This is a genomic window from Desulfonatronum lacustre DSM 10312 (genome assembly GCF_000519265.1).
Taxonomy (GTDB): domain Bacteria; phylum Desulfobacterota; class Desulfovibrionia; order Desulfovibrionales; family Desulfonatronaceae; genus Desulfonatronum; species Desulfonatronum lacustre.
Genome location: NZ_KI912608.1, coordinates 1,975,791 through 2,001,227 on the forward strand (window position 1 = coordinate 1,975,791; position 25,437 = coordinate 2,001,227).

Here is a 25,437-nt window from a genome sequence, read left to right on the forward strand (position 1 = left end):
GAGGTTCCAGCTCCATATGACCCAGCAGCAACTCCTGATCATTGACGACGAAGTGGATATGCTCCAGGGGCTGAGCCGCGTGCTCTCCCTTGAATTGGAAGGTGTTTCCGTGGTCACCGCATCCAATCCGGTGGAAGGGCTGGAACTGATCGGCACGCGCACCTTTGAGCTGATTCTGCTGGACATCCGAATGCCGGAGATGGACGGGATGGCTCTGCTCGCCCGCATCCGAGAGACGGACCCCAACGTCACCGTGATCATGATGACCGCCTACGGCAGCATTGAGACCGCGGTGGAAGCCATCCGGCAAGGGGCCTACGACTTCGTGACCAAGCCTTTTGAAATCCCCGACCTGCTGCGGGTTCTGCGCAAGGGTCTGGAACGCGGTCGACTGATCCGCGAAAACCTGAACCTGCGGGCCAAGATTTCGGAACAAAACTCGTTCGCGAACTTCGTCGGCCAGACCGCGCCCATGCGCCGACTCTACGACACCATCCAGGCCTTGGCCCACACCAATTATACGGTGCTCATCCGCGGCCAGAGCGGCACGGGCAAGGAGTTGGTCGCCCGGGCCATCCACGACCTGAGCAAGCGCAAATCCCGCCCCTTTCTTGCGGTGAACTGCCCGGCCATCCCGGAACAGCTCTTGGAGAGCGAGCTGTTCGGGCACAAAAAGGGAGCGTTTACCGGAGCGGATACGGACTATGTCGGGCTTTTCGAAGAAGCCGACGGATCGACACTGCTTTTGGATGAAATCGGCGATATTCCCGTCACCCTGCAAACCAAGTTGCTGCGCGTGCTCCAGGAGCAGGAACTGCGGCCTTTGGGCGGGGTTAAGAGCAAGAGGATCAACGTGCGCATCCTGGCCAGTACCAACCAGGACCTGGAAAAGAAGATCAACGAGCGGACCTTCAGGGAGGATCTGTTTTACCGGCTGAACGTGGTCACGGTCCGTACGCCGACCTTGCGGGATATCCGTGAGGACATTCCCCTGCTCGTGGACCACTTCAGCAAAAAATTCTGCGCGGAACTGGAAATCCCGACCAAACGCTTTTCCCCGGCGGCCACGGAAGAACTGATGCGCCGCAACTGGCCGGGCAACATCCGGGAGCTGCAAAACTTCGTCCGCCGGATGCTGATTTTCTGCAAGGATGAAGAAATCGAAACCCTGCACATCCACGCCGTGGAACACCCCGGCGCGAGCCCCGTACAGTCACTGGTCCTTCAATACGCCAACATGACCCTGGAGCCCTACATCGAGGCCCGCAACCGGATGCTGGAACAGTTCACCCGCTCCTACGTGCAAAACCTGCTCTTCACCACCAACGGCAACATCTCCAAGGCCGCCAAAATGGCCGGACTCAGCCGGGTGGCCGTCCAGAAGATCATGCGCCGCATGGGGCTGCACTCTCCGGACTTCCGGACCACCGTCCACTCTCCGCAGTAGCCGGCGGAAGGTCCGCAGGGGGGAGACTCGCCCGGCGACAAGGAAGATGAGCCGGGTCAGGTCTCCGGCTGGCACATGTGGCAGATGCCGACGACCTTTTTCAGGTCCACCACGAAGGCGATGCCCGCGCCGGGTGTGTTCAGGTTGCCCTGGACCAGAATGGCGTCAAGAACGGTTTGGGTTTTTTCCTGGGGGACGATGGTCAAAATGATGTCCTTTTCCGGCTCGATGGGGATGCCCCACAGTTTCTTTTGCTCCCGGATTCCGGTGCCCCGACCGGGAATGATCGTCCCCCCCTCGGCCCCGGCGGACTTGGTGGCCGAAATAATGGTCTCGCTGCCGCCCTTATTCACGATGGTGACGATCAGGTCAAAGGGAATATTCAGGTCCACGCTCAACTCCTTTTCTTCACGGAAGTGACGATCAGTCCAAGGACCATGACCGAGAGAATCGGGGCCATGGCCACCAGGGCAATCAGGCCGAAGCCGTCCAGGACGGGATCCCGGCCTTCCATCGCCGTGGCGATGCCCAGGGCCACGGCGAGCACGAAGGTCACGGTCATGGGACCGGTGGCGACTCCTCCGGCGTCAAAGGCGATGGCGACGAAGGTCGGGTCGCAAAAGCGCATCAGCACCAGGGCCAGGAGATACCCCGGCACGAGAATGTAATGGATGGGCACGCCGTAGATGATTTTGGCCATGCCCAAGCCCACGAACAGGGCCACCCCGAGGGACAGGGTCGCGAGAATGGTCTTCTCGCGGATACTGCCCGCCGAGGCCTTTTCCACCTCGTAACTCAGGATGTGCACCGCCGGTTCGGCGATGGTGGCCACCAAGCCCAGTAAAAAGCCAATGAGGATCAGCGGCCAAGTCGTTTCCATGGCTCCCAGAATCCCTCCCATGGCCGTGCCCACGGGCATGAACCCCACCTGAACGCCTTGCAGGAACAGAATCAATCCCACGACGCACAGCACCACCCCCTTGATCATGTTCAGCACGAACGTTCGGGGCAGCTTGAGGTAGACAAGCTGGAAAAACAGGAAAAATACCACCAAAGGGGCCAGGGCCTGCAAGACCTCCAGCGAGACGTGGCTGAAATCCAGAAAGGCCAGAATCGTATTCATCCGTAAATCATCCCCAAAATCATCACGCCGATCACCGGCCCGATGGAAGCGAGCCCTACCAAACCGAAACCGTCGGAAAAGGAGGACCGTCCGCCCATGACCGCCACGGCGCCCAACCCCAGAGCCAGGATGAACGGCACGGTCACCGGACCGGTGGTCACGCCCCCGGCGTCAAAGGCAATGGGCACGAAGGACGCTGGCGCGATGAAGGAAAGGACGATGATCAAAAGGTAGCTGACGCCGTAGAGCCAGGCGATGGGCACGCGCAGCACGATGCGCAGCATGGCCAGGGCCACGAAAAACGCCACTCCGGCGGCCACGGTGTAGATCAACACGTTACTGCTGACCATCCCGTCGGAAACGATATCCACCTGATGGGCAAGCACCCTTACATCCGGCTCGGCCACGGTCACGGCGAACCCGAGGATAAAGGCGAATACAAGCATAAAGATCATTGAGCCATGCTTGGGCAGCTCGCTGCCCACGGCCTCGCCCATGGGCAACAGCCCAACCTTGACCCCCTGGAGAAACAGCAACAAACCGGCCAGGACCATGGCAGCGCCGATGAGAAACCGCGCGAACACCTCCCAGGGCAGATGGACGAGAAAGACCTGAAGCAGAATGACCACCACGGAGATGGGCAGCACGGCCAGAACGACTTCCTTGAGGTTTTCCTTGAAGTCGGATTTCACTGAGGGCTCCTCCAGGCTGAAGGAAGAAAGAGATGTTACGTGTTTCGCATTTACCACGAGGGGAAATGCAAATCAAACTTGCTGGGCTGTACGCTCGGTGAAACCGGAAAATTTCGTCCAGGATACCGTCTACCTTGCCGACGCCGTCCCCCCTGTCGCGGAGGGCGGCAGCCTTGTTGTTGATCCATGGAACGAAAAAAGGGGTTGCAAGCATCTCGCCTGCAACCCCTTGAATTTTCTGGTCGGGATGAGAGGATTCGAACCTCCGGCCTCAGCGTCCCGAACGCTGCGCTCTACCAAGCTGAGCCACATCCCGTAAAAAAGGTATTCATACCTATTTTTAGACGGAATGCAAGAGTTCTCTTTTCGTCTGATCTTTTCAATGGTTCCGTTTCAATCTCGTCACCGAATTAAAAGCGATCATTCAAACCACGACGTGATTTTTTTCCCCTTGACCTTGTCTTCTTCAATCAGGCAAAGTGCCGCGAATGAAGTGAATATATCCGTTAATCACCGCCGAAGGCGGTCAGTCCAAGCATGATTGAGGATACTTTATGGTTGTGAATGAGGAGCCCAAAGCGAGCATCCTGATTGTCGACGACGAACAAAGCCTGCTGGACATCTGCAAGGAAGCGTTGACCGAAGCCGGGTTTACCGTCCATGTCGCTCATGACGGACCATCCGCCCTGCGTATGCTGAGCCATTTGCCTGGGCTGGATCTCGTCATCAGTGATCTGCGAATGCCGACAATGAGCGGCTTGGAACTTTTAAAAAAGCTCAAGGACGGCCACTCCGAGGCTGATTTTTTGATCATGACCGGCTTCGGGAGCATTGAAACGGCGGTGGAGAGCATCCGTCTCGGAGCGGCCGACTATCTGCCCAAGCCGTTCAACATCAGCCACCTCCTGCTCAAGGTTGAACGTATTCTCCAAATCCGGCGCAACCGCGAAGACCGCAAGAAACTAACCAACATCGTTCGGGTCCTGAACCTCAGCCAGGCCATGAACACCAAGCTGGACATGAAGTCGTTGACCAACGAATTCCTGTCCCAGGTGCAAAAGAACTTCAATCCGGACGGAGTGGTGCTTTTCCTCCAGGACAACGAGGGGCTCCAGTCCAAAGCCATGCGTGGCAGCCTGTTGCGCAACAATCCGCAACTCGGAACCTGGGTCAAGCTTCTCGGAGAGCGGGTGTTTCGCCAACAACTTCCGGAACTGATCCTCTTGAGCAAAAAGGGGCCTCCTCAGTTGAGCACCGAAGGCCCTCCTCCGGACGCCTCCATCACCTCCATCATGGCCGCGGCCATGCCCACGCGCATGAAGAGCGTCGGCTCCATCGTGCTGTTGCGCAACACCGACAAGCCGGACTTCACCCGCGAGCATTCCCAGCTGCTGAACGTCTTTGCCGCCCATACCGCGTCGGCATTCGAAAACGCCCGGCTCTACGGTCAACTCTGGGACATGAACCTGGAGGTCATCCGATCCTTTGCCCAGGCCGTGGAAGCCAAGGACGTCTATACGCGAGGCCATTCCGAGCGGGTCGCCATCTACGCGACGCACCTCGGCAACCGGCTGGGGCTGTCCAAGGAAGACCTTCACCTGTTGTACACCGGGGGCATCCTGCACGATATCGGCAAAATCGGCATCCCGGACGTCATTCTGAACAAACCCTCCAAGCTCACAACCGAGGAATTCACCGTGATGCAGCGCCATCCCGAGCTGGGGCGGGCGATCTTGAATCAGGTGACCTCGTTCGGCAACATCCTGCCGATCATCTTCTACCACCATGAGCGCGTGGACGGCACCGGATACCCCATGGGCCTGCAACAGGAAGAAATCCCCTTTCTGGCCCGCATCCTCAGCGTCGTGGACTCCTTCGAGGCCATGACCTCGGACCGGGCCTACCGCAAGGCCCTGCCCATGAACGTGGTACGGGATATCCTGCAAGAAGGGGCCGGCCAACAATGGCAGGACGATCTGGTCAAAATATGGTTGGAAGAAGCCGAGAAACCCGACTTTAAGAACCTGCGCCAGGTCAACGTTACCGGCCATGTGGAGTTCCAGGACGTCGTCGACGCGTAACCGATTCCCTTTTGCACCTCGCCCTCGACGCGACGCATTGTTCCGCCATCAACCTGCAACCATCAACTTGCAACGAGTCAGGTGAATTTCCCCCCTGACTCCGTAGAGACGCCCAATGATCAAAGTACTTGTTGTTGACGATTCCGCCTTCATGCGCAAGGCCCTGAGCACCATGCTCGACGGGGACCCGGAAATCCAGGTCGTGGGCACGGCCCGGGACGGATCCGAAGGCCTGGACAAGGCCCGCCAGCTCCAGCCGGACGTGATCACCATGGACATTGAAATGCCGCGCATGGACGGGTTGACCGCCCTGCGGCACATCATGATGGAAATGCCCCGGCCCGTGATCATGGTCAGTTCCCTGACCACCGAAGGCGCCGAAGCAACCCTGAAAGCCATGGAACTCGGGGCCGTGGACTTCATTCCCAAGCAGCTCTCCCGGGTCTCCCTGGACATCGTCAAAATCGAAAACGACCTGCGCTCCAAGGTCAAAATCGTAGCCAGACGCAAAATCCGGGCCCCGCGCGCGCCACGCAAGATCGAGACGGTCTCCGTGCCGACGATGGGCAAGCCTTCCCTGGACGCCATACCCAAAAAAGGACCTCAGTCCCGGGACGTCGTGGCCATCGGCGTGTCCACCGGCGGACCGCCGGCCATTCAGAAAGTCCTGTCCAAGCTTCCGGCGAACTTTCCGGCCTGCATTCTCATCGCCCAGCACATGCCCCAGGCCTTCACCGGTCCTTTCGCCAAACGCTTGGACGCCGTCTGCCAAATCAAAGTCAAGGAAGCCGAAGCCGGAGACCGGGTCCAGGCCGGCGTGGCCTTTGTCGCGCCGGGGGGGCAGCACCTGTCCATCGATCAAAAAGTCAGCCGGATCGACCTGCTGGTCAGCCCCGAGCCCAAGGAAGCCCTGTACAAACCCTCGGCCAACGTGCTCATCGCCTCCGTGGCCCAGGGCGTGGGCAAACGAGGCGTCGGCGTGATCCTCACCGGCATGGGCAGCGACGGCCTGGAAGGCATCAGACAGCTCAAACTAAAAAATGGTTATATTCTGGCTCAGGACGACGCCAGTTGCGTGGTATACGGCATGCCCAAGGCCATCGTGGATGCCGGATTGGCGGATGAAATCCTGGATATCGACGACATCGCCCAAGGCATCATGAACGCCTTATATCGGTAAGGCGTCAAATGCTCTTGGCAGCGCCGATGCTTTGTGCTATTATGCACAAGCTTTTTTTGAGGATAATGATATCGGTTCCGAATCACCATGAAAATGTAACAAGAGGAGGTCATGAATGGCTGTTTATGTTGTAGGACACAAGAGTCCCGATAGCGACTCGGTTTGCGCGGCGATCGCCTTGGCCGATCTGAAGAGCAAGCTCGGCGTGGAAGCCAAGCCGGCAGCTCAGGGCGAACTCAATCCGGAAACCAAGTTCGTGCTGGACAAGTTCGGCGTCGGTGCTCCGGAAATCGTCACGGACGCCGAAGGCAAGCAGATCTTTCTGGTCGACCACTCCGATCTCGCCCAAAGCCTGGACAACCTGGGCAAGGCCGAAATTCTGGGCGTCGTGGACCACCACAAGCTGGGCGACGTCACCACCCCCAATCCCATTGAAGCCTGGATCTGGCCGGTGGGCTGCACCTGTACCGTGATCAAGGCCATGTACGATTTCCACGGCGTGGAAATTCCCAAAAGCATCGCCGGAATCATGCTCTGCGCCATTGTCAGCGACACGGTCATCTTCAAGTCCGCCACCTGTACACCCAAGGACGTCGAAGCCGCGGACGCTCTGGCCAAGATCGCCGGCGTGGCCGACAGTAAGGCCCTGGGCCTGGAAATGTTCAAGGTCAAGTCCGCCGTTGAAGGCACCCCAATCCGGGAACTGGTCTTCCGGGACTACAAGGACTTCAACATGAGCGGCACCAAGGTCGGCATCGGCCAGTTGGAGGTCGTGGACCTGTCCCTGCTGGACGGCGTCAAGGACGCCCTGTACGAGGACATCCAGAAGGTCAAGGCCGAAAAGGGCAACCACAGCGTCTTCCTGCTGCTCACCGACATCATGAAGGAAGGCTCGGAAATGCTCATCGCATCGGACGATCCTTCCGTTGTCCAGAAGGCCTTCGGCAAAGCCCCCGAAGGCCACAAAGTCTGGCTGGACGGCGTGATGAGCCGTAAGAAGCAGGTCGTGCCGAACTTCGAAAAGGCTTTTGCCGGCTGATCGCGACCACGCTGAAACGCACCAAAAAGCCCGGGCAATGGATCATTGCCCGGGCTTTTTTTTCAAACCTCTCGCAGCTTGCGATGCGCGAGGCACACCGATCAAAAAATCATTCAATGGTGATGAGGTCCTTCAACTTCTCGAATGTCGCCTCTCCGATGCCGCTCACGTTCATAATGTCTTCAGGAGCTTCAAAAGGGGTCTGCTCGCGATATTCAATAATGCGCTGCGCCAGAGCGGGGCCAATTCCCGGCAATGTCTGCAACAATTCGACCGGAGCCTCATTGATGTTCACCTTGGGCTGCGCCTCGACAGTAGAAACGTTCACCGCCAGGCAAAAAACCATGGCGACGAGCCAAACGCCGAGAACGCCCTTGAAAACACGCTGCATACGTCATTACCTCCTTTGAAGATGTGAGACAAAGGGCCGTGGGCGACAATCACCCGATGACCGTTTGCATTTTTCGTTACCGACAACCAGCGAAAAATGCAACGCATGGTAACATTTTTACCCAGGAAAAATTTGTTCTCAACACCTCACCCGCTATCTGAAATCGGTATCGAAATCGAAATAGCGATCGAAATCGAACGTCATGTCCAAGAAGATGGCCCAATCACGGGGTGATGCATTTTTCAATTCCGATTCCGATTCCGATTCCGATTCCGATTTCGATTCCGATTTCGATCGCCCCTGACATTTTATCCCAGGTCGTGCCCGGCCTTCTTCAGTGCCTCCCGGATGGCCTCCTTGGAAACCGGCTTGGTTTCACTAAACCGGGCCTCACCCTTGTCCAGAAAAACCTGAATATCCTGAATCCCCTCGATACCACTCAGCGCCTTGGTCACCGCATTCACGCAGTGCTGGCAGGACATCCCCGTCACCTTGATCGTCGTCATTTTGTTCCTCCTCGTGCGCTTGCGTCACTTGTTTCCCGGCCCGCGATCCAGGCCAGGGCTTCCGGGAAATCCAGGGTGCCCTCATAGATGGCCCGACCGGTGATGATCCCTTCCAGGCCTTGACCTGACAGCGGGAACAGGGTCTGAACGTCTACCAATTTGGTCACCCCGCCCGCGGCGATGACCGGGATGTCGGTGCTCCGGACCAGCTGCTCCATGGCCGGGAGGTTTACGCCGCTGTGCATCCCGTCCCGGCTGATGTCCGTATAGATGATAAAGGCCGCGCCCTGCTCTTCAAGTCGGGGCAGAACCTGATCCACGGTCAGACCGCTGTCCGCCACCCAGCCCTTGGTCTTCAGCACCCCGTCCACGGCGTCCAGGGACACGCCGATCCGTCCGGGCAAGGCCGCGCAGAGTTCCCCGAAGGCTTCCGGCTCTTCCAGGGCCATGGTGCCGATGATCAGCCGCCGGACCCCGGCTTCCAGGTAGCGTTTCGCGGTGGTCAGGTCGCGAATCCCGCCGCCAAGCTGCACCGGGATCGAGACCTCGGCGCAAATCCGCTTGATCAGCTCGAAGTTCACCGGCAGACCGTCAAACGCGCCGTCCAGGTCCACCAGATGCAGCCAGGCCGCGCCCAGGTCCGCCCAGTGCCGGGCCATGGCCGCGGGGTCCGGGGAAAAGACCGTGACGTCGTCCGCCCGGCCCTGGCGCAGCCTGACGCATTGTCCGTTCTTGATATCAACGGCGGGAAAAAGAATCATAAACCCATCTCCCGCAGTCCTTCACGCAGCCCGTCGCGGACCAGTTCCTTGGCGGGCAGCCATTTTCCGCCCCGGCGAAAAAACCTGCCGGCCTGCAACAGATCCTCGCTCAACGAGCGTTGCCGCTCGTCATACTGAAACCGCCCGGCGACGAACTGGTTCTGAACATCCAGCAGGGTCAGTTCCAATACGACCATGCCCGGCTCGGTCACGCCCCACTCGCCGCCTTCACGTTCCTTCCACTCCAGCACCTGGGGAATCAGGAGATAGTCGGTCTGGACGCACCGGCCGACATCCATCCAGTAGCGCAACCCGGAAACACCGGCCTGCTCCCCTCCCATTTTGGACAGAATCAGCTCCTGGCATTGCCTGGTGCCCTCGGTCCCCAGAAAAGGACGATCCTCTTTGGCCCGCAGCAGCTCGGACAGCATGCCGTCCAGTTCTTCCAGCAAATCAGGCGACAGCGTGACCGATTTGTCCGCACGGGTGCTGGAGAGCATCTGCCACCCCTGATGGGGCTGGTGAAACCCGGCCACTCCCAACGTGGCCTGGGAGGGCAGCGGCGTCCCGGCGGGCTTGGGAGCGCATCCGGCCAGAAGCAGAATCATGCAGCACAGATACGGAATCAACGAAAAACGACTCGTCATATCAGCAACTTCCTTTGGTGCTCGGCACACCGGTACGGGTCCTGGAAACAGCCTGGCGCAGGGACATGCCAAGGGCCTTGAACGCCCCTTCCACGAGATGGTGGCCGTTGCGGCCGTAGCGATACTGAACATGCAGGTTCATCCGGGCCTCCTGGGTCAGGGACTTGAAGAATTCCCGCCAGACGTCCTTTTCCTCTCCGGCGATCAGAGCAGGCAGCGGCTCGTCGTCGTACACGAGATACGGCCTGCCCGAGAGATCCACCACGACTTCCACCAAGGCCTCGTCCATGGGAACCACCGATGAGCCCAGCCGGACGATCCCGGCCTTGTCCCCCAGGGCGTCCGAGAGGGCCTTGCCCAGGGTCAGGCCCACGTCTTCCAGGCTGTGGTGCGCGTCGATATGCAGGTCCCCGGCGCAGGTCAGATTCAGGTCGAAGTCCGCCCAAAAAGCCAACAGATGCAGCATGTGGTCGGCGAACCCGACGCCGGTCTGGATGTGGGTCGCCCCGGAACCGTCCAGGACCAGTTCCAGCTTGATGGATGTTTCCTTGGTCGTCCGCTCCGTCGCGGCTTTGCGAATCTCGTGCATATACCGTGTCCCGCCTTGCGTTTTGATGCAAAAAGGACATTTTCTCCCGGAAGACGACCGCTGTCAATGCAACCGTCGGGAACGTCCAAGGCAATCTTGTTCTCGAACCACAGGCGTTCTTGGGTCGGTATCGAAATAGAAATCGCGATCGAAATCGATTTCTGGTAATGTTCCGATTTCGATAGCGATTTCGACTTCGATGATTGCTGCCCCACCCTTGCGGGCTTCCCCTGAACACCTTGCAATTCAATTACTTGAAATTACAAATATTTCTAAAGAACACAAATCTCTTACGAGAATGTCCCGGCCCTATCAGTCGGTACAAACGCCCAGCTTCACCCGGTAGCCATGGCGCAGTACGGTCAATTGGGCTTGCAGGGCCGGATCGGCGTAGTCCCGGAAGGTCCAGGGCAGGGAGCGCCACTTCCCGGCCTGAAAAATCAGGGTCAGGTCGGCGAAGACGCCCTGGCCGAGATAAATGCGGTGGGTGAAGTTCTTGCCCGTGGCCAGCACGAACCGCTCCTGGGTCAGCAGTCCCGGGTCCAGATTGAACAACCGCTTGCCGTCCCGGACATGACGCTGTTCCAGTTCATGGGCCCACAACTTGATCTCCCGCAACCGATCCTGCCCCACGACCTGGGCGAACCCGAGCAACCGACGCTCCAACGGCGCTCCGAACTCCGCCTGGTAATACGTCGTTTCCGTGAACGGCAACGGCTTCCCCACGGTTTCCAGCGGCCCGAGATACGCCTCCAGCTCGGATCGTAGGTCCGGCCAAAAAACGTCCCACCGGGCGCTGAACAGGGACAAGACCATCAGGGCCGGAAGAGGTTCTTTGGGAATGCTCATGGTTCAGGCTCGTTTCGGTGATGCCACCACATCATCAGACAGTTTGAACGGCAAAACCACGTACACCGTGGTTCCCTCGCCCACGACGCTTTCCACGAAGGCGTGGCCTTGCAGCAGGTCCACGATCCGTTTGACGATGGCCAGCCCCAGGCCCGCGCCTTGGTGTTTGCGGGTGTAGGAGCCGTCCACCTGGACAAAGGGCCTGAACAGCCCGCCGAGCTTGTCGTCGGGAATGCCGATCCCGGTGTCCGAGACGGTGAACAATATCCGGACGTCTTCTCCCCGGACCGGAGCCAGGGGCGTCATGTCCACCCGGACCTCGCCGCGATCCGTGAACTTCAGGGCGTTGCCCATCAGATTGAACAGCACCTGCCGAATCCGGGCCTCGTCCCCGACGACCCGCGGGGGCAGGGCCGGGTCCAAGGTGCATTTCAGGTCCACGCCCTTGTCCCGGGCCTGCACCGTGAACAGCTCCATGACGGAATTTCCCAGGTCCCTGACCGAAAACTCGGCCTCATAAATCGACAGTTTCCCGGCCTCGATCATGGACAGGTCCAGAATGTCCGAAAGCAGACGGGTCAGGCGGTTGGCCGAGGTGAAGACCATCTGCACGTATTTTTGCTGATCCGCGTCCAGGGTCGTGGCCTGCAAGAGCTGCATCAGTCCCATGATGCCGTTCAAGGGCGTGCGGATTTCATGGCTCATGTTGGCCAGAAACTCACTCTTGGCCTTGTTGGCGGCCTCGGCCTGCTCCTTGGCCTGAAGCAGATCCCGTTCGGCCTGCCTGCGCTCGGTGGCGTCGCGGATGATCATGCTGGTCACGTCGCGGCCTTCGCAGTCCCGGAAAGCGGACGAACTGACCTCCGCGGGGAACCGGGAACCGTCCTTGCGGGTGAAGGTCAATTCACCCAACGCCTTCCCGTGGGCGCATCGCTGTTCCAGCAACTCCGGAAGCCGGGGGTCCGACATGTCCACCAGCCCGCGGCGGCCCGCCTGGATGATCTCCTCCTCCGTTCGCCCGAACATGGCGCACGCCGCGGGATTGGCCGCGAGAATCCCGCCCTGGGGCGTGGTCAACAGGATCGCGTCCAGGCTGTTTTCGAAAAATGCCCGGTACTTCTGCTCGCTGGCCGCAAGCTGGCGCGTCCGCAACCGGACCTGCCGCCGCAAGGCCCAGGACCACAACAGCGCGACGAGCAGCAGCACGACCAACGGCAGCAGCACCATCCCGAAATACCGCGCGAAGTCGAGAAACGAGTGCGGACCCTCTTCGTAGACCCCCATCCATTTTTCATAGATCCGACGGTATTCGTTGTTGTCCCTGAGCACCTGCAAGCCTTCGCTGAAAAGGGCCAGAAGATCGTCCCGCCCCTTGAGCACGGCATAGCAAAAACCCGCGGAAAACAACGAATGACGGCCCACGAGCAGGTTGTTCCAACCATCCTTTTCAATCCAGTACATCGCGGAAAGCCTGGGCAACAGGGCCACCTCGTGCCGCCCCCGGGCCAGTTCGCGCAGCACGTCCCGCAAGGAATCGACAACCGCGGCCTGGCCTTCCAAACCATGGTCCACGACGTAATCGTGCATGATGTCGCCGCGCTGGACCACGAGACGCATCCCGGCCAAATCGGCCAAATCCCTCGGCGGGTCGACTTCGCCCTTGCGCACCACGGCCACGTAATGAATGACCGCGACCGGAGGGCTGAAATCATGGGTCGCATCCCGTCCCGGGGAGTAAAGCATGCCCTGGATCACGTCGATGTCGCCCTGGATCAGTTGTTCGCGAACCACCGGCCAAGGATCCAGACGGATTTCCAGGTCCATCTCCATCGCCTGGGCAACGGCCCGGGTCAGGTCGAGCATGAATCCGGCGGGAGCGCCGTCCTGATCAAGAAAGGCGAACGGAGGATAGTTGTCGTCGCCGCTGACGACGATGGGCCGCCCGCTCGCGATGCCGTCGCCCGGCACGGGGAACACGAGCACGGCCAACAGGACCACCGCGACCAGCACCATAATCCGTTTCAACGCCGTTCCGGACGACCTCACGCTCGCACGGCTGATGTCATGCATAATTGACACGTTCATCGCAACCCCTGGCTTTCCGACGCGGACACGTCGATATCTTGTCGTCACCTTGCCGCCCGGATGACGGACTCACCGCCTCGTCCATCCAAATCGAAATCTCACCGCTCCAAAACCTCCCGAATCACGGCCTCCAAATCCCGCAATTGATACGGCTTGCCGATAAAGCCCTTGGCGCCGGCGGACAGGGATTGTCGACCGTGCCCTTCCGATGAGTAGCCGCTGGCGATCACCACCTTGACCAGCGGGTCGGCGCGCAGCAGTTCTTGCAGGCATCTGTGCCCGCCCATGCCGGGCATGTTCAGATCCAGCAGCACCAAATCGATTCCCTCGCCCTCCCGGCGGTATGTTTCCAGGGCCTCTTCCCCGCTGACCGCGCTTTTCACCTTGAACCCCAAAGCCTCCAAGGCCTCACGGGTCAATTCACGGATTTCCGGCTCGTCGTCCACCACCAGAATGGTTTCTCCCTGGCCATGGCCCGTGGCCAACGGGCTGTTCCGCTCCGTCTCCTCTTCCGGCGCATGTCCGTCCGCCGCGGGCAGGTAGATTCTGAACACGGTCCCCTGCCCTGGTTCGCTGTAGCATTGGATGTAGCCGCCGTGGCTCTTGACGATGCCGTACACCGAGGCCAGTCCCAGCCCGGTACCCTTGCCCACGGTCTTGGTGGTGTAAAAGGGATCAAAAATGTGAATCAGTGTTTCCTTGTCCATGCCGCGGCCCGTATCCATGACGGTCAACAGCACGTGGCGGCCGAGATCGGAGCCGGGATGCATCCGGACAAAGCCTTCGTCCAAAACCACGTTGCCGGTTTCGATGCGAAACATTCCTCCGTCCGGCATGGCGTCCACCGAGTTGTTCGCCAGGTTGAGCAGCACCTGTTCGATCTGTACGGGATCGGCCAAGAGCGGCCAAAGCCCGGGATCAAGACGCGTTTCCACGGCGACCATCTTGGGGATGGTCCGCCGCAGCATGTCCGCCACGCCTTCCACTTCCCGGTTCAGGTCCACCGGTACCCGACATGATCCCTCCTTGCGACTGAACAGAAGCAATTGCCTGACCAACTGGGCGGCCCGCTGGATGGAATGCAGCGCGGCCTTCAGGCGGTCGACGTCAGGATGGTCGTCGGACTTGCCCGCAAGCAACAGCTCGATATTGCCGCCCATGGCCTGGAGCAGGTTGTTGAAATCGTGGGCCACGCCTCCGGCAAGAATGCCCACGGATTCCATCTTCTGCGCCTGGAACAACTGGGCCTGCATTTTTTCCCGCTCCGCCTCGGCCTGCTTGCGCTCGGAGACGTCGTAGGCCAATCCGCCCACCGCTCTCCGGCCGTCGGCCAGGATCAAGGCGAACTTGACGTCATTCAACCAGCGTTGTTCTCCTCCGATGTGAGCCAGATATTCCAGCTCGATTCTATCCTGTTCACCGGAGAGAATCCGCCTGTCCGCCTCCTCGAGCAAATCGGCGGTCGCCGGATCGAAAAGCGCCCGCGCCGAATCCCCGCCGGCTTGACCGGCCGAGACGTTCACCAATTTCGCAACCCGCCTGTTTCTGTACACATGGGCGAGACTCTCGTCCTTAATGTAAGCGTACACCGGGGTCTCATCCATGAACGCCTGAAAACGTTGCTCGCTTTGCCGCAACCGCTCCTCCACGGCATACTCCTCGGTCACGTCACGGAACACCAGCACCACGCCGGTTATCGTGCCTTGGCGGTCGCGGATGGGGGCCGCGCTGTCGGCGATCTGGTATTCCTCGCCATCCCTGGAGAGCAGCAGGGTGTGGTTGGCCAGACCCACGATCCGGCCGGACTGAATCACTTGATGTACGGGATTTTCCATGACCTTCCGGGTCCGGGCGTCGACGATGCGAAACACTTCGTTCAACGACTTGCCTTTGGCTTCAGCCAAAGACCAGCCGCAAAGCTTTTCCGCGACCTGATTCATATTGGTCACCAGACCTCGGGCGTCCGTGGCGATCACGCCGTCGCCGATGGAATGCAGGGTGGTGGCGAGGTTCTCCTCACTGGCCTGCAGGTCCCGAGTCATCTTTTCCCGCTGGCGGATATTCCAGGCCATTTGCACGACCAGCACCAGGAGCACGGCGGAGAAGGCCGTCAGGACGCCCAGAAAAAGACGGGTCCGGGTGGACAAGGCCGCCTCGGCCAGCTTGCGCTCGGTTTCGTCAAGGATCAGGGACAGCATCACCCGGTGTCCGTTCAACAGCACGACCTCGGCGGACCACAAGGCGTACCTGGCCTCTCCATCCTTGGTCATGAACTGGATCGGCTCGTCCTTGAAGAACCCTTGCTCCGCTATCTTGGCCACGATGCGGTCCCGGTCCGCGGGATCGGCCCAGATGCCGACCTCCTTGGAAGTCCGTCCGATCATTTCCTCTCTGGCATACCCGAGCATCTCGTTCCAGCGTTCATTGACGTCCAGAAACAACCCGGTTTCGATCTCTGAGATGACCAGCGGCGCCGGACTGGAGTGAAAGGCCTTGGCGAACCGCTCCTCGGACTGCTTACGATCCGTGATGTCCAACACGGTGAAGGTCACTCCGGCGGACAGGTCCTCCGGGTCCAGGGGAGTCGAGGAAAGGATGACGTCCAGGACGGCCCCGTCCTTGCGCAGCCAGCGGGTTTCCACGGACCCCGTACCCTTTTGGGAGATTTGACGATATTTTTCCCGCCCAACGTAGTCGTAGTCCTCCTGCGTGGGGTAGAGCATCCGCGCGCTCTGGCCGATCAGCTCCTCCCGGCTGTAGCCGGTCAGCTCCAAAACATAGTCGTTGACACTGACGATCACCCGGTTTTCCACCATCCCGATGCCCGTGGGCGCGGTCTGGAGGATGGTGGCCAAAAGCTGATCGGCCAGCGAATGCCTGTCTTCCCCTTCGAGCTCATGAGAAAACGACGGCACGGCGAGCAACATCAAAAACAATACCAGCAGGCATGTCCCCGGCAGCCCGGAAATCGAACCGCCGGTTCCCTGCCTGTTCGCAACGAAACAAACCCGAATCTCAGAGCTTTGATCCTGGAGTGTGGTCATAACATGAGCCTTTTCTTTGTGTCTCGGTGAACCAGGTTCATATCGTCATCGCTTTGCAACTCGCCCATGCCTTACGAAAGATAAAGGAATCGGCACGATCTCAAGCTATCTGAAAAACCGGCCAATGACGAGCAAAAATCTGGCAAACAAGTCGAATTTCAGCAACAAGAAATCAGGCCGAGCCTCGTGATCGTTTCTGGTGTTTCCCCATACAACCCATCCTACAGTGAATGCCTACATAAACGGATCACCGCGAACAGAAGTCTTCCGGCACCTTCTTGACCTGAAAATAGGAGTTGATGTTTTTGCCTTCTCTTGCCTAAACTGACACGAAAAAGTCCAGTTCGCCCAACGATTTCATTGGTGCTTCGGGGGCCTGCTCGAAACGACGAAAACCATGCCTTCCTACTGAGTGTCTTGATTCCGACCTGCTTCTCCCGGCATGTTTATCTCCTCTGTCCGCCAAGCGCATCCATCCTTCAACACAGGAGCCGTCCATGTCCGAGACGTTCCCTTTCAAAGACGACAGAGCCCCAGACTCCGGGCCAGACCCAGGCTCCAGCCTTCAGGACGTCTTCGAGAACGCGCCCATCGGCATTTTCACTTCCACTCCCAAGGGGCGATTCCTTGCTGCCAACCCCGCGGCGGCAAAAATGTTTGGATTTGAGACGCCGCGTGACCTGCTCGACTCAATCACCGACATCGCCGCGCAACTCTATGTCGATCCGCGAGACAGAGAAGAATTCAAGGCGGTCCTGGAGGCGGAAGGTGAGGTGCTCGACCAGGAAATTCGAATGCTTCGCAAGAACGGGACAATGCTGTGGGTGAGCAGAAGCGCCCGCGTTCTGCGAGATCGGGATGGACGGATCAGGGCTTATCAGGGATTCATTACGGACATTTCCCAGCGGAAGCAGGCCGAAGAGGCGTTGAAAAACGAGCAAGTCCGGCGGCGCATTCTGGTCGATCAATCCAGGGATGGAATCGTCGTGTTGAACCGGGACGGCGGCGTCCATGAAACGAACAAGCGCTTTGCCGAGATGCTTGGGCATACCCCGGAAGAGGTCCTCCAACTCCACGCATGGGATTGGGACACCCAATGGACGCGCGAGCAACTCCAGAAGATGATTCAGGATGTCGATTTCGCTGGAGATCATTTCGAAACACGTCACCGGCGCAAGGACGGATCGTTCTACGAAGTCGAAATCAGTACGAACGGAGCCGTTATCAACGGGAAAAAGCTCGTCTTTTGCGTCTGCCGCGACATTACGGAGCGAAAAAAGAGTGAAGAGCGTTTACGAAATGAAAAAGCCGCGTTGAAAGCCATCATCGACAATATTCCCGTGATGATCACCCGCTACGATCCAGGTGCCCAAATTCTTTATCTGAACAAAGAATTTGAAAAGAAAATCGGCTGGCGAACAGAGGAAGTGAAGAATATCGATCTGATGGAAAAAGCATACCCCGATCCGGTTTATCGCCGGAATGCCCGGGAGTATATGGAAAAAGCCACCGTGGAATGGAAGGAGTTCACGGTTCGGACGAAATCCGACGAGCCCGTGGTTTCGGAATGGTCGAACATCCGGCTGGATGATGGTACCCGAATCGGCATTGGAATCGACGTCACGGAGCGCAAGAAAGCGGCCGAGACGCTGCGTCGAAGCGAAAACCTGTTCAGAAAGGTCTTTGAAATCCTGCCCATCGGTCTATGGATCGCGGATAAAAACGGAAAGCTCATGCAGGGCAACCCGGCCGGCGTGGCCATCTGGGGGGCGGAGCCCCACGTTGATCAGGAGAAGTACGGCGTTTTCAAGGCCAGACGTCTGCCCTCCGGAGAAGAGATCGCGCCGAACGACTGGGCCTTGGCGCGCACCGTGAACAGTGGCGAGACCATTGTCGACGAACTCCTGGAGATCGACGCCTTTGACGGAAAAAAGAAGATCATCCTCAACTATACCGCTCCGGTGCTGGACGAGAATGGTAAGATCGAAGCAGCCATCATCGTAAACCAGGACGTCACCTCTCGGTATCTGGCGGAGGAGGCGTTGCTTACTGCCAAGGAACAGGCTGAAGCCGCCAACCGGGCCAAGAGCGAATTCCTGGCCAACATGAGCCACGAAATCCGCACTCCGATCAACGGCATCATGGGCATGCTGCAACTTCTGAAGACCACCAAACTGGATGCCAAGCAACACCGCTACATTCAGCTGGCCACCGGTTCCGCCGAGCGTTTGACCAGGCTGCTGTCCGACATTCTCGACCTGTCACGGGTCGAAGCGCGCAAGATGGAGATCCATGAGTCGACATTCCGCCTGGACGAACTCCAAGACTCCATCACCGGCCTGTTCACCGTCACGGCCCAAAGCAAGGGCATCGCCCTGGAGTGCACCGTTGATCCCGCCATCCCGCCGCGCCTGGTCGGCGACGAAGCCCGGGTCCGGCAAATTCTCTTCAACCTCGTCGGCAATGCGCTGAAATTCAGCGATTCTGGGAAAATCACCGTGGAAATGGTCCCGATCCGGTCCTGGAAACCCGAAGCCGTTCGCATCCTCTTCTCCGTGACCGACACGGGCATCGGCATACCCAAGAACAAGCTGAAGGACCTTTTCCAGCCGTTCACGCAAGTCGATGGCTCCTACACCCGAAAACACCAAGGTGCCGGGCTGGGGCTGGCCATTGTCAAGCGGCTGGTTGAACTCATGGACGGGCACCTTTGCGTGGAAAGCCGCGAAGGTGAAGGTACCTCGGTCCACTTCGCCCTGTACTTCAGGCTCCCCGATGACGCCGCGACCCGGGAAGCTCCGACGTCGCCCACTTCCGTCTCGCCCGGCTTGCGCATTTTGCTGGCCGAAGACGATCCGTCCAATGCTCTGCCCACCCGCCTTTTGCTTGAAAAATCCGGGCATATCGTTACTCTGGCCGAGGATGGGCAACAAGCTCTCGACCTGCTCAAGTCTCTGGATTTCGACGTCATTCTGATGGACATCCAGATGCCGGTGATGAACGGCATCCAAGCCACCGGGGCCATCCGCTCATCCACCGACCTCGGTCCCAAGAAAGACATCCCCATCATCGCCCTGACCGCCTATGCCATGACCGGAGACCGGGAGAATTTTCTGGAAGCCGGGATGAACGACTACCTGGCCAAACCGGTGCTGATGAAAGACCTGGAAAAAGCCTTGGAAAAGATCATTGGGCGACCGGCCTGAACCGAGCCGTGGCTACCACAACATCACGGCTCATGATCTTAACGCAACGCATCGTTTTGTTTGGAGACCAGCATGGAACCATTGTCTTCAGCCATAGTCGCCTTGGCGCAGAACGCCGCGCTGTTGCTGGCCACGGCACTGCTTTTCGACATTTTCGCGTCCAGGTGGCGGAGCGGGGAACTCTTTTTGCTCCAGAAGGTCTTTGTCGGGCTGCTTCTCGGAGGCATCGGCATGGTGGTCATGCTGACCCCGTGGACCATGCTTCCCGGCGTGATGTTCGATACGAGGTCGGTCCTGATCAGCATAACCGGCCTGTTTTTCGGGGCCATTCCCGTGGCGGCGACCATGGTCATGACGGCCGCCTTGCGCCTGTATCAAGGCGGTTCGGGCGTCTGGATGGGCGTTTCGGTAATCCTGGCCTCGGGGATCATCGGTCTCGTCTGGCGATATGCGCGAAAAAAGCAGCTGGAAACAACCCCATGGCTCGAACTCCTCGCCTTCGGAATCGTCGTCCACATCGGCATGCTCATCATGACGGTTTTCCTGCCCAGGGATGTCGCGTTCCAGGTCTTTTCCAACATCGCCGTGCCGGTGATGCTGATCTATCCCATGGCCACCGCCCTGCTCGGCAGCCTGATGGTCCGGCGTCTGGTCCACGAGCAGTCCGAGGAACAGGTGCGGGATGAAAGGAAATACAGCCGGACCCTGTTCGACGAATCCCCCGTCGGATTGGCGCTTTGTCGTATGGACGGGAGCCTCGTGGACGTCAATCCCGCCTATGCGCGGATCATCGGCCGCACTGTCGAGGAGACGTTCTCTCTGACGTACTGGGATATTACGCCGGAGGAGTATGCGCCCCTGGAGCAGGCTCAACTGCGATCTCTCGCCGAAACCGGGCGGTACGGGCCAATCGAGAAAGAATATATGCACGCGGACGGCCACCGGGTGCCGGTCCGTCTGCAAGGCTTGATTACGGAGATCAAAGGCGAAAACTTCATTCTCTCGGCGGTGCAGGACGTCACGGACCAAAGAAAGCATGAACACGCCTTGCTCCTGGCCAAGGAACAGGCCGAAGCCGCCAACCAGGCCAAATCCGAATTCCTGGCCAATATGAGCCACGAAATCCGCACTCCGATCAACGGCGTCATGGGCATGCTGCAACTTCTGAACACCACCAAACTGGACGACAAGCAACACCGCTTCATTCAGCTGGCCACCGGTTCCGCCCAGCGTCTGACCACGCTGCTGTCCGACATTCTCGACCTGTCACGGGTCGAAGCGGGCAAGATGGAGATCCATGAATCGACATTCAGCCTGGAAGAACTCCAAGACTCCATCACCGGCCTGTTCACCGTCACGGCCCAAAGCAAGGGCATCGCCCTGGAGTGCACTCTTGACCCCGCCATTCCGCCGCGCCTGGTCGGCGACGAAGCCCGTGTCCGGCAAATTCTCTTCAACCTCGTCGGCAATGCCTTGAAATTCAGCGATGCCGGAAAAATCACCGTGGAAATGGTCCCGATCCGCTCCTGGAAACCCGAAGCCGTTCGCATCCTCTTCACCGTGACCGACACGGGCATCGGCATCCCTGAGAACAAGCTGCAGGAACTTTTCCAGCCGTTTACGCAGGTGGACGGCTCCTACACCCGCAGGCACCAGGGAGCCGGGCTGGGACTGGCCATCATCAAGCGATTGATCGAACTCATGGATGGGCATCTCTGCGTGGAAAGCCGGGAAGGTGAAGGCACTTCGGCATACTTCGCCCTGTACTTCAAGCTCCCAAGCGACGCCGTGACCAGCAAGGACTCCCCGCGGCCTCCCGCTTCCGCTCCAACCGGCTTACGCATTCTTCTGGCCGAGGACGATCCGTCCAATGCGTTTCCCACCCAGGAACAATTGAAAATCGCCGGACACCAGGTCACCCTCGCCGAAAACGGCAGACAGGTCCTGGAACTGCTCAATGACCAAGAATTCGACGTCATCCTGATGGACATCCAGATGCCGGTGATGGACGGCCTGGAAGCGACCCGGCGCATCCGCGCGGCTGAGACCGAAAAACAGGACTCAGTAGTCAAAGATCAGCACTCCGCCCCTCAGGTTTCAAGTTTCAGCCCTCAGCCTTCCCGACGCATTCCCATCATCGCCCTGACCGCCTACGCCATGGTTGGAGACAAGGAAAAGTTCCTGGCCGCCGGGATGGACGATTACTTGGCCAAGCCGGTGAGGATGGAGGATTTGCGGAAGATTCTGGAACGGTTGCCGAAAGACAGAGGTCAGACTCATTAACCAACCAGACATGCGTCTTTGGCCGAATGATTCCTGAAACCTGAACACCCTTTGAGAACCATGCAGACCATCCTGATCGTCGACGACGACCCCGACTTCCTGACCGTGGCCCGGCAAATCCTGGCCCCCACGATGTACTACCTGCTGATCGCGGACTCCGGAACCAAGGCCTGGGAAATTGGGGTGTTCGAGAAGTTCCAACAGGCGGATGCCTCAAGCACCCGCAAGTACGGAGGCAGCGGCCTGGGCCTGGCCATCTGCAAGCAGCTCGTCGAACTGATGGGCGGCAAGATGGGCGTGGAAAGCCGCGTCGGAGAGGGATCGGGATTCTGGTTCGTGATTCCGCTGGCCGTACAAGACCGGAAAAGCCCCGAGGCCGCGCCGAGCAACCGGAACCACGCATCACCGATCACCGACTACCCACTATTTGTCGGACGCGTGCTGCTGGTGGAGGACAATCAGGTCAACCAGACGGTGGCCCTGGGAATTCTCAAAAAACTGGGCCTCCAAGCCGACGTCGCGTCCAACGGCCTGGAAGCCCTCAAAGCCCTGGAGCAAAACGACTACGACCTGGTGCTGATGGACGTGCAAATGCCCGGAATGGACGGACTGGAAACGACGAGAAGGATTAGAGGTCAGGAGGCAGGAGGCAGGAGACAGGAGACAGGAGACAGACGTCGGAGATCGGCTCTCTGAACCTCAGCCCTCAGGTTTCAGCCCTCAGCCCTCTCGGCGAATGCCGATAATCGCCATGACCGCCGGAGCGATGCGGGAAGACAGGGAACGCTCCAAGGAAGCAGGCATGGACGACCATCTGACCAAGCCCATTGATCCTCGGTCGCTGTGCGAGACTCTGGGACGATGGCTGCCCAGGCGCGAGCAGGACGCCGGATAAGGCCGGCTGGGTAAGAATCGTGCTCAGGCAACGGTGACCCTGTTGCGGCCCTGGTGTTTGCTTTCGTACAGGGCCTGATCAGCCCGCTTGCACAGGCCGTCGAACTCCTCGTCGGGCAGGAGCCCGGCCACCCCGAAGCTGGAGGTGATCCGGCCCGCTCCGGCAAAGGGTTCGGACTCCACCATCAGACGAAGCTTTTCAGCCAAAAGGGCCGCGGCTTCGGGGCCGTCGTCGGGCAGCAGGATCACGAACTCCTCCCCGCCCCAGCGGGCGAAAAGATCGATGCTCCGGATCGCTCCCTGAATGCGGGCGCAGAACTCGCGCAGCACGTCGTCCCCCACGTCGTGGCCGAAGGTGTCGTTGACTTTTTTGAAGTGATCGATGTCCAGGATGATCAAGGACAAGGAGCCGGGATGGCGCTGTCTGCGGGCCAGCGTGTTGTGGGCGACCTCGTTGAAGTAGAGCCGGTTGGGGATGCCGGTCAGGGCGTCGGTATAGGCCAGGCGATGCTTTTCCTTGAGCAACCCCTCGGCGGCGTCCAGCAGTTTGTTGAATCCGCGCACGATGATCCCGGCTTCTCCCTGGGCTGAAACACGGATACGGGTGGAAAAATCGCGGCTTTCGACGACCTTGTCGATACTTGCGGTCAGCGCGTCCAGGGCGTGGAGCACCTTGCGCATGGTGTAGACCACCAAGCCGAACACCAGCAGGCCGATCCCCAGGATCAGGACGATGTCCCGTGCAAGTCCGGAACGAACGGCGCGCATCAGATCGTCCACGTTTCGGGCCACCGTCTCCAGGACCGTCCTTTCCACTTTCCGGATTCCATCAATGGGCGGACTGACCAGGTCAAACCAGGAATCGCCTTCAACGTTCACCTCCCTGTAGCGCGGAGAGGCGATCAGGGAAACAAGTTCCAGGGCTTCCCGGACCGCGTCCCCGGCGACCACCCGATCAAAGACGGCCAGAGCCTCGGAGGAAGCGTTGCCTCGAAAAAGGTCCAGTCTGGAGCGCACCCGGGTTTCAAGACGGGCCGCGGCATAGCTGGTCTCCACGTCCACGTTCTTCCAGTCTTGCAGGGAACGATTCACCAGGGAACGAATCTGGCCCAGATCTTCCTTGGCTGTCACGAGATGCACCAGGGCTTGGAGATCCTCCGGAACCACGGGGCTGGTCCGCGTCAGTTCGGCCAGACGGCCCACAATCCGCTCCACCTCCCTGGTGTAAAAGGCATGGGGCGCGGTCCAGGACACGTTCCCGTCCAGGGCCTGGACGCGCATCGCCTGAAGCTCCGCGTGCAGCCGCCGCACCTCCGCGTCGGACAGCGGATGCCCGGCAAGCACCTCGTCCGTGCGCTCGCGCTGGGCGAGCATCAGCTCCAGGTGTTCCCAGGAAGGACGGCCCAAATAGCCGGAAGTCAGCCCGCGCTCGCGTTGCAGCTCGTGCACGATGGCCGACAAGGCCGGAACCAGACGCAGTTCCTCGGCGACGATCCGTTGCGCCCGGTACGCGGCCGTTCGCCGCACGGCGCTCTCCGCCAGCAGATATGCAAGACTCAGCGCGGCTATCGCGCCGAGCAGAAGAATGCCCTGACGAATGCTCAACGTTCACGCTCCTGATTGTTCGGTTTGAATCTGAAAGCGACGGCCCGATCAGCACGAGCCCGGCACGACCAAAACCGGCGTCTCGACAATACTTCGCGGCGACGCCAAACACTGATGCGGTCTCCTCAAAGATTCACGTTCTGAAGAAATGCTCACGGCAAAATGTTTTTGTTGACAGCCCAATCCAATCCGAGTAGTTACTTTGAATTCGATTTGCAACGGCGGAGTCCCGTTCTACCTGAACACCGGGGTGTGCCCGGATTCAGAGAGACAGAATGTCCGCCTCAACCTTTTTTGGAGTTATTCGCATGTCAAGTAAGTTGTATGTTGGGAATTTGCCTTTTACCGCCCAGGAAGACGATATTCGCGATCTGTTCGCCACCTATGGCGAAGTTCTTTCCGTGGCCTTGATTAGTGATCGTGAAACAGGTCGTCCGCGTGGTTTCGCCTTCGTGGAAATGAACGAAGCCGGAGCCCGTTCCGCTCAGGAGGCGTTGGACGGCAAAGATTTCCAGGGACGTAGCCTGCGCATCAACGAAGCTCAGGAACGTGCCCCCCGTCCCAGTGGCGGTGGCGGCGGCTACGGGGACAGGAACCGTCAGTCCAAGCGCTGGTAACGGCTACCCGACTGCATTGATTCAATAAGGCCCTTGCGAAGCCCCGTCCTCTATCTTCGTGAGGGCGGGGCTTTTTTCATCCCCGCGGGCCTTGAACAAGACAACCCAAGGAGGCCAAATGGCCAAGGAAGAATGTATTGAAATGAGCGGCATTGTTCAGGAAGCCTTGCCGAGCACCCTGTTTTCCGTGGAGCTGGAGACCGGGCACACTATTTTGGGGCATTTGTGCGGAAAAATGCGCAAGTTCCGCATCCGCATCCTGCCCGGAGACAAGGTTCGTGTTCAGCTGTCTCCCTATGACCTGACCAAGGGACGGATCGTTTTTCGGGAAAAATAGGCAACCCCGTACGGCAAGGGGGCGGCTGCCCAAAGCTCCGCCTCGGCCCGGCCCCCTTTCT

Annotated in this window: 22 protein-coding genes and 1 tRNA gene; 10 read left to right on the forward strand and 13 right to left on the reverse strand. The window is 59.3% G+C overall.

The features are described from left to right. Positions 1-16: 16 nt before the first annotated feature. Positions 17-1,447, forward strand: a complete 1,431-nt coding sequence (locus DESLA_RS19685; protein WP_035261630.1) for a sigma-54-dependent transcriptional regulator — start codon at positions 17-19, stop codon at positions 1,445-1,447. Positions 1,448-1,503: 56 nt separating this feature from the next. On the opposite strand, the gene DESLA_RS0109295 is transcribed toward DESLA_RS19685, so the two are convergent. The 4 genes from DESLA_RS0109295 to DESLA_RS0109310 form a co-directional block, all read right to left on the reverse strand. After that, positions 1,504-1,839, reverse strand: coding sequence for a P-II family nitrogen regulator (locus tag DESLA_RS0109295; protein WP_028572240.1), 336 nt, complete (start codon positions 1,837-1,839; stop codon positions 1,504-1,506). Between the two features lie 2 nt (positions 1,840-1,841). Further along, on the reverse strand, positions 1,842-2,570 hold the full coding sequence (locus tag DESLA_RS0109300; RefSeq protein WP_035261633.1) for a DUF1538 domain-containing protein: 729 nt from the start codon (positions 2,568-2,570) through the stop codon (positions 1,842-1,844). Beyond that, complete coding sequence (locus DESLA_RS0109305) at positions 2,567-3,262, reverse strand: DUF1538 domain-containing protein (RefSeq protein WP_028572242.1); 696 nt, start codon at positions 3,260-3,262, stop codon at positions 2,567-2,569. Before DESLA_RS0109305 ends, DESLA_RS0109300 begins: the two co-directional genes overlap by 4 nt. Positions 3,263-3,501: 239 nt before the next feature. Next, positions 3,502-3,578 (reverse strand) — tRNA-Pro (locus DESLA_RS0109310). A gap of 238 nt (positions 3,579-3,816) precedes the next feature. Here DESLA_RS0109310 and DESLA_RS19690 point away from each other — a divergent pair. From DESLA_RS19690 to DESLA_RS0109325, 3 genes are all read left to right on the forward strand, one after another. Continuing rightward, positions 3,817-5,343: an HD domain-containing phosphohydrolase gene (locus DESLA_RS19690; RefSeq protein ID WP_051434541.1), complete on the forward strand. Its 1,527-nt coding sequence runs from the start codon at positions 3,817-3,819 to the stop codon at positions 5,341-5,343. A gap of 115 nt (positions 5,344-5,458) precedes the next feature. Beyond that, entirely contained in the window at positions 5,459-6,523 is a 1,065-nt protein-coding gene (locus DESLA_RS0109320; protein WP_028572243.1) for a protein-glutamate methylesterase/protein-glutamine glutaminase, read from the forward strand. Positions 6,524-6,638: 115 nt separating this feature from the next. Beyond that, positions 6,639-7,562 (forward strand): manganese-dependent inorganic pyrophosphatase, encoded by a 924-nt coding sequence (locus tag DESLA_RS0109325; protein WP_028572244.1) that lies wholly within the window; start codon positions 6,639-6,641, stop codon positions 7,560-7,562. 109 nt (positions 7,563-7,671) lie between these two features. On the opposite strand, the gene DESLA_RS19695 is transcribed toward DESLA_RS0109325, so the two are convergent. The 8 genes from DESLA_RS19695 to DESLA_RS21705 all read right to left on the reverse strand — a co-directional run bounded on the left by DESLA_RS19695 (position 7,672) and on the right by DESLA_RS21705 (position 16,434). Then, on the reverse strand, positions 7,672-7,953 hold the full coding sequence (locus tag DESLA_RS19695; RefSeq protein WP_051434542.1) for a ComEA family DNA-binding protein: 282 nt from the start codon (positions 7,951-7,953) through the stop codon (positions 7,672-7,674). A gap of 308 nt (positions 7,954-8,261) precedes the next feature. Beyond that, the gene (locus DESLA_RS0109340) at positions 8,262-8,459 is read right to left on the reverse strand and encodes a heavy-metal-associated domain-containing protein (RefSeq protein ID WP_028572245.1); all 198 of its coding nucleotides are present in this window, start codon (positions 8,457-8,459) and stop codon (positions 8,262-8,264) included. Further along, positions 8,456-9,220 (reverse strand): 1-(5-phosphoribosyl)-5-[(5-phosphoribosylamino)methylideneamino]imidazole-4-carboxamide isomerase, encoded by a 765-nt coding sequence (gene hisA, locus DESLA_RS0109345; RefSeq protein ID WP_028572246.1) that lies wholly within the window; start codon positions 9,218-9,220, stop codon positions 8,456-8,458. The genes DESLA_RS0109340 and hisA overlap by 4 nt, the downstream gene beginning before the upstream one ends. Continuing rightward, positions 9,217-9,867: a hypothetical protein gene (locus DESLA_RS19700; protein ID WP_035262886.1), complete on the reverse strand. Its 651-nt coding sequence runs from the start codon at positions 9,865-9,867 to the stop codon at positions 9,217-9,219. Before DESLA_RS19700 ends, hisA begins: the two co-directional genes overlap by 4 nt. A 1-nt stretch (position 9,868) precedes the next feature. Then, entirely contained in the window at positions 9,869-10,456 is a 588-nt protein-coding gene (gene hisB / locus DESLA_RS0109355) for an imidazoleglycerol-phosphate dehydratase HisB (RefSeq protein ID WP_028572247.1), read from the reverse strand. A gap of 312 nt (positions 10,457-10,768) precedes the next feature. Continuing rightward, complete coding sequence (locus tag DESLA_RS0109360) at positions 10,769-11,305, reverse strand: DUF4416 family protein (protein ID WP_028572248.1); 537 nt, start codon at positions 11,303-11,305, stop codon at positions 10,769-10,771. 3 nt (positions 11,306-11,308) lie between these two features. After that, positions 11,309-13,330: an ATP-binding protein gene (locus tag DESLA_RS21700; protein WP_169732614.1), complete on the reverse strand. Its 2,022-nt coding sequence runs from the start codon at positions 13,328-13,330 to the stop codon at positions 11,309-11,311. Positions 13,331-13,488: 158 nt separating this feature from the next. After that, complete coding sequence (locus DESLA_RS21705; protein WP_051434544.1) at positions 13,489-16,434, reverse strand: PAS domain S-box protein; 2,946 nt, start codon at positions 16,432-16,434, stop codon at positions 13,489-13,491. Positions 16,435-16,931: 497 nt separating this feature from the next. Here DESLA_RS21705 and DESLA_RS21710 point away from each other — a divergent pair, with 497 nt between their 5' ends. From DESLA_RS21710 to DESLA_RS22400, 4 genes are all read left to right on the forward strand, one after another. Further along, positions 16,932-19,640 (forward strand): PAS domain-containing hybrid sensor histidine kinase/response regulator, encoded by a 2,709-nt coding sequence (locus DESLA_RS21710; protein WP_051434545.1) that lies wholly within the window; start codon positions 16,932-16,934, stop codon positions 19,638-19,640. Between the two features lie 72 nt (positions 19,641-19,712). Further along, entirely contained in the window at positions 19,713-21,923 is a 2,211-nt protein-coding gene (locus DESLA_RS21715; protein WP_051434546.1) for a LytS/YhcK type 5TM receptor domain-containing protein, read from the forward strand. A gap of 60 nt (positions 21,924-21,983) precedes the next feature. Beyond that, positions 21,984-22,619 (forward strand): response regulator, encoded by a 636-nt coding sequence (locus DESLA_RS0109390; protein ID WP_028572249.1) that lies wholly within the window; start codon positions 21,984-21,986, stop codon positions 22,617-22,619. A 55-nt stretch (positions 22,620-22,674) separates the two neighbouring features. Beyond that, a complete protein-coding gene (locus DESLA_RS22400; RefSeq protein ID WP_169732615.1) occupies positions 22,675-22,818 on the forward strand; it encodes a response regulator in 144 nt (47 codons plus the stop codon). A gap of 23 nt (positions 22,819-22,841) precedes the next feature. Here the strand turns inward: DESLA_RS22400 and DESLA_RS21720 are convergent, their stop codons facing one another. Next, positions 22,842-24,422, reverse strand: a complete 1,581-nt coding sequence (locus DESLA_RS21720) for a GGDEF domain-containing protein (protein ID WP_051434547.1) — start codon at positions 24,420-24,422, stop codon at positions 22,842-22,844. A gap of 308 nt (positions 24,423-24,730) precedes the next feature. On the opposite strand from DESLA_RS21720, the gene DESLA_RS0109405 reads away from it, so the two are divergent. Beyond that, positions 24,731-25,039 (forward strand): RNA recognition motif domain-containing protein, encoded by a 309-nt coding sequence (locus DESLA_RS0109405; protein ID WP_028572250.1) that lies wholly within the window; start codon positions 24,731-24,733, stop codon positions 25,037-25,039. Between the two features lie 118 nt (positions 25,040-25,157). After that, positions 25,158-25,376, forward strand: coding sequence for a translation initiation factor IF-1 (gene infA / locus DESLA_RS0109410; RefSeq protein ID WP_028572251.1), 219 nt, complete (start codon positions 25,158-25,160; stop codon positions 25,374-25,376). The last annotated feature ends 61 nt before the right edge of the window (positions 25,377-25,437 follow it).